This is a genomic window from uncultured Paracoccus sp., assembly GCF_947496875.1.
Classification (GTDB): Bacteria; Pseudomonadota; Alphaproteobacteria; order Rhodobacterales; family Rhodobacteraceae; genus Paracoccus.
In genome coordinates this window covers 1-9,794 of sequence record NZ_CANMEH010000040.1, presented here as the reverse complement: position 1 = coordinate 9,794, position 9,794 = coordinate 1, and the positions used below count along the sequence as shown (strand labels likewise).

The following is a 9,794-nucleotide window of genomic DNA, read 5'->3' as shown; positions in this document are numbered from 1 at the left end:
ACAATGTCCACTATCAATGGTGGACACTATCCCGCACTCTCACACCGCGGCAGAGCGGTTAGACCGGACGGTTACCCGAAGGCGGCAGTTTCCATCAAGCTGCCCCACAGCCGGTGACCGTCAATCGTCGGGTTCGACATCCTGCGTTCCTCATCGGATCTGCAGAGGCCAAGGTCTCCCCGCTGCCCCTGCTCTTGTGATCAGCGCATTCTCGGCATGAAGTTGTGGAGCCACTCAGCGGGCCTCGAGAGATCGACTCTCGGTTTCGAACTCATCAGTACAGCATGTTGGGCAGCACCATGCTGATTGCCGGGATGTAGGACAGCAGCATCAGCGCGATAAGCATCAGCAGAATAGTCGGCAGCGTGGCGCGGAACACTTGCCCGAGGCTCATCTTGGCGACACCCATCGCCACGAAAAGGTTGAGGCCAACCGGCGGTGTCAACATTCCCACCGACAGGTTCACCAGCATGATGATCCCGAAATGGATTGGATCCACACCGAATTGCTCTGCGATCGGCATCATCAATGGGCCCAGGATGATGATCGCGGACGCGCTGTCGAGAAAGCACCCCGCCACCAGAAGGATCAGGTTGAAGGCGGCTATGACCAGAAATGGGTTGTCCGTACCCGACAAGACGTAGGCAGCCAGATCCGAGGGTGTTCCTGTGCTGGCCAGCAACCACGAAAAGACCGATGCCCCTGCGGTGATCAGCAAAAGCGGCCCGGAGATGAGGCCGGTGCTTCGCAGCACCACCAAGGTTTCCCGGAACGAGATGCTGCGATAGATGACCGCGCCGACCAACCAGCCATAAAGGCAGGCGGCGGCGGCTGATTCTGTCGGTGTGAAGATCCCGGAGTAGATCCCCCCGAGAAGGATCACTGGCAGCCCAAGCCCCCAGGCTGAACGGCGAAAGGCCTCGGAGATGCTGCGAAAAGATGGCAGTGCGTCGCGGGGATACCCTTTGCGTGCAGAATACCACGTCGCATATCCGATCAACAGCGCTCCAATCAGCAGCGCCGGGAGAAGCCCTGCTGCAAACAGATTGCCCACGGACGTGCCGGTGACCGATCCATAGATGATCAACGCAATCGATGGCGGCACGATCGGCCCCAAAGTGCCGGCCGTGGTGATCAAGCCGATCGAAAAGTATTTGTCGTATCCCGCGTTGACCATAGCAGGATAGAGGATGGAGCCGATGGCGATCACCGTCGCCGGACTGGATCCGGAGATCGAACCGAACATGAGGCAGGCCATTACCGCGGCCGCCGCCAAGCCTCCGGGTAGCCAGCCTATCAGCGCCCGTGCCAGACCGATCAGCCGGTCGGACAAGCCGCCAATCCGCATCAATTCGGCGGCGAGGATGAAGAACGGGATCGACATGAGCGAAAAGTTGTTCATGCCGGAGAACATCCGCATCGGCACGAGCAGGGGATCCATTCCGCCCACAAAGTAGAATACGGCCGCGACCGACAAGGCCAGCGAAGCGAAGATCGGAAGGCCGAAGATCAGAAGGCCAAAGAATACCGGTACGAGTGCGCCAACCATATCCTGTCCTCAGCTCGTCTTGATATCGACTTCGGGGGGCTCGTAGCCCTGCCCTACGAGAAGATCTCGCAGCACCAGCAGGTAGCGCAGGATCATGAAGACACCGGCGAGGGGAATGACTGCGTAGATATATCCGACAGGTATGCGCATCGCCGGCGACAACTGGCCCATGCGCGAGGTGTTCAAGACAAGCCTGCTGCCATACCAAACCAGCACGGCAGCAAAGATCAGACCGAGGCATGCAGCCCCGATCTGAAGAATCTTGGCGGTCCGGGGCGACGCGAAAGCATAAACCGCGTCGACGCTGATATGCGAAGCATAACGCACCCCCATTCCCATGGTCAGAAAACTCATGGTGATAAGCGAGTAGAGAATTAGCTCCTCCGACCAGAAGAGCGAGTTGTTGAAGACGTAGCGCGCGATGACCTGCAAGATCGCCACGAGCGTCGCGATCAGAACAAGAGAGGTCACCAAGACGTTCTCGATCCAGTCAACGACCCGGTTCAGCCAGGCGATCATGTTCTCAGAGCTCCGAAAGCCTCACTCACCTTTCGCGGCGGCAAGGGCCTTGTCCATGAGTTCAGGCGTAACCTTCGGACGAAACTCTTCATAGATCGGCTGCGAAGCCTCGATGAAGGCGGCGCGACCTTCCGGGGTCAGTTCTTGGATCTCGATCTCATCTGCAATTTCATCCAGAACCTCGGCTTCGAACTCAGCAGTGAACTCCCGCGCGGCGTCCCGGCCGACAATCATCGCGTCCTCAACGACCTTCTTGAGATCATCAGGAAGGCCGTCCCACGCTTGCTTGTTCATGATCGCGGCATAGGTGTGATACGCATGACCCGTCAGAGTCATGTAGTCCTGCACCTCGTAGAATTTCATCGAAGCGATGTTGGCGAGCGGATTCTCCTGCCCCTCAACCACCCCTTGCTGCAGGCCGTTGTACACCTCGACATAGGCCATCGCGGTCGGATTGGCCCCATAGGCGCGATAAGTTGCCAGGATTGTCGGCGCCTGCAACGTGCGCATCTTGATACCCTTGAGGTCATCCGGGCCGTTGATCGGGCGGATGTTGTTTGTCATGTGGCGGAACCCTGCCCCCCACATGGCGATGCCGTGAAGGTTGTTTGCCTCCAGGGTGGCCAGCAGTTCCGTGCCGACCTCACCGTCGAGCACGCGTTTCATTGCCTCTTCGTCTTCCATCAGGAAGGGCAGATCAAAGAGATACATCTGCTCGTTGAAGTTCGCGAGATTTCCGGTCGGCGGGATAGCGATATGGATCAAACCCATCTGCGTCTGTTCGATGATCTCGACATCGCCCCCGAGCTGCGCTGCCGGGCGGATATTGATCTCGACCCGACCGTCCGAGTTCTTCTCGACCTCTTCCTTGAAGACCACGGCTGCGCGAGCGTTGGGCGTATCCTCGGTCAACACGTGGGCGAATGTGAACTCGAAATCAGCAGCGCCGGCCATGGTGCCGAACACAGTGCCAAGTGCGAGGGTGACGTAGGTGCTGAACTTGCGGTGGAACATCGTTTTCTCCTGTTGGTAGCTTCTTGTTGCTGTTGATGATGGAGACGTCAAATCGGCGGCGGACCCAGCAGAACGGGACCCGCGCCCAGCACCGCCTCGATCCCGAGAGTAGCAGCCAGGAGCCGCTCCTCTTGATGAGGTGGGGCGATGATCTGAAGACCAGAGGGTATGCCATTGGCGTCCAAGCCGGTCGGCACCGTTGTGGCGCACCACCCCAGGAGATTCACGATCGCCGTGTTGCGGAGTGCCAGCATATTGGCGCTACGGTAAGCGTCCGGATCTCGGAGGTCTGCGAGCAAGGGGGCTGAGATGGCGACCGTGGGCGAAACCAGAAGGTCGATATCCTCGAAGACCCGCGCCGCAGATCGTCCGCTGGCCGCGAGGAGCGCACGGCGCTGAATGTAGTCCGACGCGCTGATCTGATCCGCGTCAACCACCCGCGCCATGACAGCCGGATCGAGACGTTCGATGCGTTCCGGATAATTTGCATCAAGAAACCCGCGCAGTTCCGGGGCAGCCAACCCTCCGCGCCGGAACAGATCAAGTACCCTGTTGGCATTGGGAAGATGGATCGGCTGTAGTCTGGCACCTGCTGCCTCGAGCTGCGAAAGAGCGGCTTGCGTGTTGTCTGCTATCCTTGGCTCGACTGACTCCCACACCACGTTCTCTATGACACCGATGCGAAGCCCGCTCATGTCCCGCGCTGCGACGGGAGCGCAGTCGTCAATCGCTGCGAACAGAAACGCCAGGTCGGCGGCGGTGCGTGCAAGTATCCCCGGGGTATCCAGCGACGGAGACAGCGGCACGATCCCGTCTAACGACCAGCGTCCATGCGTGATCTTCAAGGCGGTTTGTCCATTGAAGGAAGCGGGGATCCTGACCGATCCCGCCGTATCGGTTCCCAAGGCAGCCAGTGCGCTGCCTGTCGCGAGAGAAACCCCTGCACCCGAGCTGGACCCGCCGGGGGCACGCTCCGCGCCCCGTGAGGACCAGGGGTTCACTGGTGTGCCCCAGTGTGGGTTGGTCCCCAATCCACCAAAGGCGAACTCCACCGTGTGCGTCTTGCCAGTAACGATTCCAGTCTGGGACAGGATGCGGTCCACGACGGGACCCCGACGCTGCCACCCCTCACCAAAATCGGCGTCCGTTCCTGCATAGACGGGCAGTCCCGGAACCCCGTAGAGATCCTTGACCGAGACAGGCAGCCCCATCAGCGGCCCCAGGTCGATTCCCGTTTTCAACAAAGCATCGACGGCTTCCGCCTGAACGATGGCGCGTGGTCCCGCCCAAGTCTTGTACGCGTGATGGCGATCTTCTGTTGCCTCATAGCGGGCCACCGCCTCACCGACGATCTCCGCAGCGCGAACGGTTCCGGCTCGAAGATCGGCGGCGAGTTCTTCAAGCGAGGCTTGGGGCACGTGCTGTCACTTTCTGCTATGGCGAGTTCCTTCATCCTTATGCAGTTAGAGTTCACGATCCACTCCCTTATGTCAGACGGACGCGTCTGGGCGTGCATCCTGCCTCACGCGTTATGGGAGAAGTGATTGATACAAAAGAAAAAAGCGGTCTTTACTCTTTTGGCGCCTGCTGTGTTACTGTTGCGGCAATACAGCGTTGCCTGATCAGGCCAACTTTACCACACGGAAATTGGCTACCCCCTGGAGCCGACTGACAGCTTCGAACTTGGGAGACATCATCATGCCCCACACGACCGAAATTCGGTTGAAGAACATGGGTATCGTCCTGCCGCGCCGCCCCAAGGCGATAGGGAATTACCTTCCCGGGGTGGTCGTCGGCAACATCCTCTACACGTCGGGGACGCTCGGAACGCGGCCCGATGAGGACGACAACGACGTGCTGCCGTATGTAGGCAAGATCGGTTCTGATCTGACAATCGAGGAGGGCTATGCATCGGCCCGTCTCATGGCGATCAATCACCTCTCGATGATGAAAGCAGTCCTGGGTGATCTGGATCGCGTGAAACGCATCGTGAAGATGATCGGCTATGTCACCTGTTCGCCCGGGTTTACCGAGCCGCACCTGGTGCTGAATGGCGCCTCCGACCTGTTTGTGGAGCTATGGGGCGAAGAGAACGGAAAACACGCCCGCGCGGCGCTGACTCAACATGAGCTCGGGTTGAACGCGCCCGTCGAGGCGGACCTGACGGTTGAAATTCATGCCTGACGCGCGCGGAGGCGTGCAAGAAGCGCCGCATCGCCTCTTTCTCCCTCCGGGAGCATTGATAGAACCGAGGTAGTGAATGCCTCGCTCGCCGGCGCAAGCGGATGGCCACTTCGCACAGCGGCGTAAATGAACCGGTGCTCGAAATCCGCGCACTGCAGGTTCACCGGAATCAATTTGCGTTGTTACGGCTGGCGTGGCTGAGGAGAAAGCGGAACTCATCGGCGACAACGATGGGTTCAGGTTGCCTGTTGATCCTTCCGAACGCACGGTTCGGGAGGTGATGCATGCCGAAGCTGTCATGACGGAACACATAAGGTTTATCCACCAAATCCTTCAACAAGAGCGTGCGACTATCAGCGAAGTCGTGGCTTGGCGGGACGAATGCAAGGAGCGGCGGCCTTTAGCGGCCGATCGTCTCTAGAGCAGGATGGGACAAGTGGTCATAGACGAAGCCCACGTCGCACAGATGCTGCTCCACGGCCTCCAGCACGTTTACTAATCGAAGCGCATCAAAAACTTCAGCCGCACTAGAGATGTCGGCGCGAGCGGAAACAGGTATGGTGAGAACTCCAAAAAACAGAGTGTTCATTGCCAGCATTTTGTTGTCAAATGGAACAGAGCGACGATCCTGGATAGCCGCCACAGCATCAGCTTCTGCCGCCCCAAGCCGCTGAACAGCGCGCATCTCCATTTCTTGAAATTCGGCATCGGCTCGTTGCGCGGCCGGTCCGGTATTCCTTGGGAACTGGTTCACTCGATCTTCGAGCTTCTCAATCTCGCGGAAGTCGGGATAGTCGGACGTAAGCTTTGCCCACCGAGACAGCTTTTGTACAAGCGCATCTACGTCCTGCTCCAACCGCTCTCGCTGTGCTTTCGCTTCGTTTATCGCCGTTACGGCAGCCTTCTGTGCGACAACGAGTTTCGATGATTCCGGGAGATTGCGCACGCGCTCGTTGACAAGATCATGATTTCTAGAAAATCCGCTCGAAGCGCTGCTTCGTGGCCCCAACGAGAGGCGGAAGGAACTTGACCGACAGCAGTACGACCTTCGAAAGATAGATTTATTATTAAACGATCCTATTCAGGATCGAGCCAACCACTTACAGAGCTCACTTGGCCACCTCTGCCACGGGCGAAGGATGCAAATCATCATTGTACTGGACAATGCTGACCAACGTGATTTCGAAACGCAGCAGACGGCTTTTATAATCGCTCAAGAGCTAGCGGCAGGTGCGTCATCCGCACCGCCGAGCCGATCATCGCGCCGGCACCTCGGATGTCGAGGTCCCGAACGACAGTGGCGGGATCAGTTGCGGCCTCCAGTCCACCGACGAGGCGAAGCTCTGGAGCGCCGTGAGCGATCGCGCCCGCGCGCTCGACGAGGCGATGAACCGCCTAGCGGTGCTGCGCGAGGCGGAGCGCATGCGCGCCGACGACTAACCCCATTCCGGCGCGACGCCACCCGCGCGCCGGGCTCACCTAACCAGCAGAGACACAGATGACCGATCCCATACACGGGGCCGCAACCGCGCGCCCCGGCGACATCGCCATGTTTCGATTTCCGCTCAACGGAAGCGACGCGATTGCAAAGGCGCGGCATTGCCTTATCATCGCCCGTCAGAATGGCGCGTTCGGGCCGCGCCTGACGCTTGCCTACGGCACCAGTGCTGACACGAGCGCCAATCGCGGGCTCGATCTCGAAGTCGCAACTGCAGGCGACTGGCCGCACGCCGGGCTGCACCGCCCCAGCCGCTTTGTTCTCTCGAGGCGGCTCACCGTCAGCGCGCACGATACTCGTTTCGACCGGGGGTCGTGCAGCGATCCGACGATCGGCAGACTCCCAAGGCACCTGGAGCCGTCGATGGAGGCCCTGATCCACTCCCTGGGGAAGGAGATCACCCGGGATTACCAGGCGGGGCCCCCGCCGACCTGCGGGAGCACCCGGAGCCAGCGGCGCACGATTTGGCGACGGGGCCGGTTTGGACAGCGGGCGGAGGTGGTGATCATCGAGAGGAGCGCAGGAACTCGTCTCCTCTTGGCGATCCGGCGTCACAGGGAAGGGAACCAGATCCCATCCCGCGGTTCCCACCTTGGCAGTAGATCAGGATAGTGATGCGCCGGGGCCTTAGCCCCGGCGCACTCCGGGTCATGACTTTTCGGTCCGGATGCTCTCTGTCGCGGTCGGGTTGTTCAAATGTCCTGACCCGAGAGAGAAGCTCATGAACCTCAAGAAGATCATCGACCTCATCGCCGAGCAAGCTGCAAGGGAAGCCGGAAAGGCGCCCGAAGACCCGCCTGGTGGAGTGATCCTGATGCTAATGAGATGCTTCGCCCGGGCAAGAAGAGGATCCCGAGAGTTTTACGCGTCCCCTGCCCTGTTCTCTTTCGCATCAAGACCCAAGCGGCCGACCCGCCGGATTGTCTGCAAAATCATCTTGGGCGGCAGACTGGCGCGAGGCTAACTTGCCACGCCGACGAAGGACACGAGATTGATGACCGAACCCCTGCGCGTGGCGATCTACGCCCGCTATTCGATCGACCTGCAGAATCCGAATTCAGTGCGCGACCAGATCGCGTCCTGCCGCGCCTTGGCCAGGCGCAAGGGATGGCGGGTGGTGGGGGAATATGCCGATGAGAAGATCTCGGGCAGCCGCTCCGATCGCGCCGACTTTGTGCGACTGCAGTCCGATCTGCCAAAGAGCCTCTTCGATCTCGTCCTGGCCGAGAGCCTCGACCACGTGAGCCGCACGAAAAAGGACACTGCCAGCTTCTTCCAAGTCGCCTCGTTCCACGACGTGGGCCTACATACAGTGGGCGAGGGCGAGATCGGCAAGATGCAGATGGCCATCACATCGACGATGGCCGAGATGTTCCTCGACAACCTGCGCATTGAAAACCCACCGCGGCGTGAAGGCGCAGGTGGAAGCTGGCGGATCCGGCGGTGGACGCTGCTATGGCTACGCGCTGCAAAGGCGCGAGGACGGAGAGGTGGTCAAGGGGCAGCTGGTCATCCAGCCTGCGGAGGCCGAGGTGATCCGCCGCATCTTCCGCGAGTATGCGAACGGAATATCGCCCCAGAAGATCGCAGCTTCTCTCAATAGTGAGGGTGTCCCTGCTCCGCGGGCCCGGGCTGGTTCCGGCCACTGGAAGCAGAACACCATCAACGGAAACCGCGACCGCGGCACCGGGATCCTGAACAACGACCTCTATATCGGCCAGCGGGTGTGGAACCGGCGACCGGGAAACGCGTCTCGCGGCTTCGCCCGCAAGATGAATGGGTGCGCCACGAGGCGCCTGAGTTGCGGATTGTCGACGCCGCTCTCTGGGCCGAGGTGAAGGCGCGCCAGGGCACGCAGGCCAAAGCAATACGGACCCGCCGAAGAATCGCGACGCCAGGGCTTGGGCGCGCGCGTGGCGGCGCGCCGGCGCAAATACCTCCCCTCCGGGCTGCTGGAATGTGGGCAGTGCGGCGGCTCGTTGATTATCGCGGGCCAGGGCAGATACAAGCGCTACTATTGCGCCAACGCCAAGGAGAAGGGTCCTGCTGTTTGCAGTGGAATGCTTGGCGTTTCACGGGGGGGCGCCGAGGCGTTGATCCTCGCCGAGCTGCGCAACGCGCTGATGACCGATGCGGCGATGGCGCAGTTTCGCAAGGAGTTCGCGCGGCACCTGGCCGAGCAGTCGAAAGGCGCAGACACGCGCGCCAGGAGCCGGAACGCAGCAGTCCGTCGGCTGGAGGAGGCCCGGGCGAACTTCAAGACGGCCATCAGCCAGGGCCACATCAACCCGACCATCCTGGAAGGCCTTACCGAGACCGAGACCCGCCTTGCCGCACTGATCGCCGAGTCCGAGCAGGACAGCAGCAACATCATCAACATTCCGGCCGACCTGGGCGCGCTGTATCGCGCGCATGTCGATGACCTGGCCAGAACGCTGTCCGCCGGTGAGGTCGTGGGCCGCGCGTCGGACGAGCTGCACCGGCTGATTGATCGCGTGGTGGTGTCCTGGGACGAGGCGACGCAGGCTCACCATGTCGATCTGTCCGGCGACCTGGTGGCGCTGATGTGTGCTGCGGACAAAGAAAAAGCCGCCTCGTATGAGGCGGTTGGATCTTCGCTAAGACTGGTTGCGGGGGCTCGCATGCACTTGGACCGAACAACCGCATACCTCGATGAAGCGATGCAACGGTACATCGAGACCGGGCCCCATGATCGTATCAGCACCCATGCCTAATGCGTTAGCGAGCTTGCATCTGGCTAGACGCGATGATCGCTGTGTGAGTTGTCGGGGTCGGTGGGTCTCAGGCGATGCGAGGCGCAGCATCTACGGAGCTCCTTCTGGTCCTAGTCCGACCAGACACGCGTGCCCTCCACATAAACGGGCAAACCGAGGTCACACGCGGGCTGAGCGGCAGTCCGCAATGGCGCAGGTGGGCGTACAGCAGCTCGACATTGGAATCTGTGGCGAGGTCCTCCAGGATGCCGCAGATCAGGTTCTTCTGCTCTTCACTGGACAGCTTCTTCACGTG

13 protein-coding genes and 1 pseudogene are annotated in these 9,794 nt (G+C 60.5%); 7 read left to right on the top strand and 7 right to left on the bottom strand.

Annotated elements, in window-relative coordinates:
- Positions 1 to 274: 274 nt before the first annotated feature.
- From Q0938_RS18490 to Q0938_RS18475, 4 genes are read right to left on the bottom strand one after another with little or no spacing between them, the layout of a single operon-like run.
- On the bottom strand, positions 275 to 1,549 hold the full coding sequence (locus Q0938_RS18490) for a TRAP transporter large permease (protein ID WP_299365480.1): 1,275 nt from the start codon (positions 1,547 to 1,549) through the stop codon (positions 275 to 277).
- Between the two features lie 9 nt (positions 1,550 to 1,558).
- The gene (locus Q0938_RS18485) at positions 1,559 to 2,068 is read right to left on the bottom strand and encodes a TRAP transporter small permease (RefSeq protein ID WP_299365478.1); all 510 of its coding nucleotides are present in this window, start codon (positions 2,066 to 2,068) and stop codon (positions 1,559 to 1,561) included.
- Between the two features lie 21 nt (positions 2,069 to 2,089).
- Positions 2,090 to 3,082 carry a TRAP transporter substrate-binding protein gene (locus tag Q0938_RS18480; protein WP_299365476.1) on the bottom strand — a complete coding sequence of 331 codons (993 nt, stop codon included), beginning with the start codon at positions 3,080 to 3,082 and terminating at the stop codon, positions 2,090 to 2,092.
- A 47-nt stretch (positions 3,083 to 3,129) separates the two neighbouring features.
- The gene (locus Q0938_RS18475) at positions 3,130 to 4,500 is read right to left on the bottom strand and encodes an amidase (protein ID WP_299365474.1); all 1,371 of its coding nucleotides are present in this window, start codon (positions 4,498 to 4,500) and stop codon (positions 3,130 to 3,132) included.
- Positions 4,501 to 4,780: 280 nt separating this feature from the next.
- Here Q0938_RS18475 and Q0938_RS18470 point away from each other — a divergent pair, with 280 nt between their 5' ends.
- Positions 4,781 to 5,266 carry a RidA family protein gene (locus tag Q0938_RS18470; RefSeq protein WP_299365472.1) on the top strand — a complete coding sequence of 162 codons (486 nt, stop codon included), beginning with the start codon at positions 4,781 to 4,783 and terminating at the stop codon, positions 5,264 to 5,266.
- Between the two features lie 169 nt (positions 5,267 to 5,435).
- Here the strand turns inward: Q0938_RS18470 and Q0938_RS18465 are convergent.
- Together Q0938_RS18465 and Q0938_RS18460 are read right to left on the bottom strand one after the other, a co-directional pair.
- Positions 5,436 to 5,648 (bottom strand): annotated as a pseudogene (locus Q0938_RS18465) (hypothetical protein); the annotation flags it as partial.
- An 18-nt stretch (positions 5,649 to 5,666) separates the two neighbouring features.
- Positions 5,667 to 6,212, bottom strand: coding sequence for a hypothetical protein (locus Q0938_RS18460; protein WP_299365468.1), 546 nt, complete (start codon positions 6,210 to 6,212; stop codon positions 5,667 to 5,669).
- A gap of 284 nt (positions 6,213 to 6,496) precedes the next feature.
- Here Q0938_RS18460 and Q0938_RS18455 point away from each other — a divergent pair, with 284 nt between their 5' ends.
- The 6 genes from Q0938_RS18455 to Q0938_RS18435 all read left to right on the top strand — a co-directional run bounded on the left by Q0938_RS18455 (position 6,497) and on the right by Q0938_RS18435 (position 9,499).
- Positions 6,497 to 6,706: a hypothetical protein gene (locus Q0938_RS18455; protein WP_299365466.1), complete on the top strand. Its 210-nt coding sequence runs from the start codon at positions 6,497 to 6,499 to the stop codon at positions 6,704 to 6,706.
- 58 nt (positions 6,707 to 6,764) lie between these two features.
- Positions 6,765 to 7,376, top strand: a complete 612-nt coding sequence (locus tag Q0938_RS18450) for a hypothetical protein (RefSeq protein ID WP_299365464.1) — start codon at positions 6,765 to 6,767, stop codon at positions 7,374 to 7,376.
- A 109-nt stretch (positions 7,377 to 7,485) separates the two neighbouring features.
- Positions 7,486 to 7,728: a hypothetical protein gene (locus tag Q0938_RS18445; protein WP_299365462.1), complete on the top strand. Its 243-nt coding sequence runs from the start codon at positions 7,486 to 7,488 to the stop codon at positions 7,726 to 7,728.
- Positions 7,729 to 7,758: 30 nt separating this feature from the next.
- Positions 7,759 to 8,367 carry a recombinase family protein gene (locus tag Q0938_RS18440; RefSeq protein ID WP_299365460.1) on the top strand — a complete coding sequence of 203 codons (609 nt, stop codon included), beginning with the start codon at positions 7,759 to 7,761 and terminating at the stop codon, positions 8,365 to 8,367.
- Entirely contained in the window at positions 8,255 to 8,602 is a 348-nt protein-coding gene (locus Q0938_RS19495; RefSeq protein WP_366942786.1) for a recombinase family protein, read from the top strand. Before Q0938_RS18440 ends, Q0938_RS19495 begins: the two co-directional genes overlap by 113 nt.
- Positions 8,603 to 8,665: 63 nt before the next feature.
- Positions 8,666 to 9,499 carry a zinc ribbon domain-containing protein gene (locus Q0938_RS18435; protein WP_299365458.1) on the top strand — a complete coding sequence of 278 codons (834 nt, stop codon included), beginning with the start codon at positions 8,666 to 8,668 and terminating at the stop codon, positions 9,497 to 9,499.
- Between the two features lie 67 nt (positions 9,500 to 9,566).
- Here the strand turns inward: Q0938_RS18435 and Q0938_RS18430 are convergent.
- Positions 9,567 to 9,794, bottom strand: a 228-nt coding sequence (locus tag Q0938_RS18430) for a hypothetical protein (RefSeq protein WP_299365456.1), incomplete at its 5' end; no start/stop codon positions are given.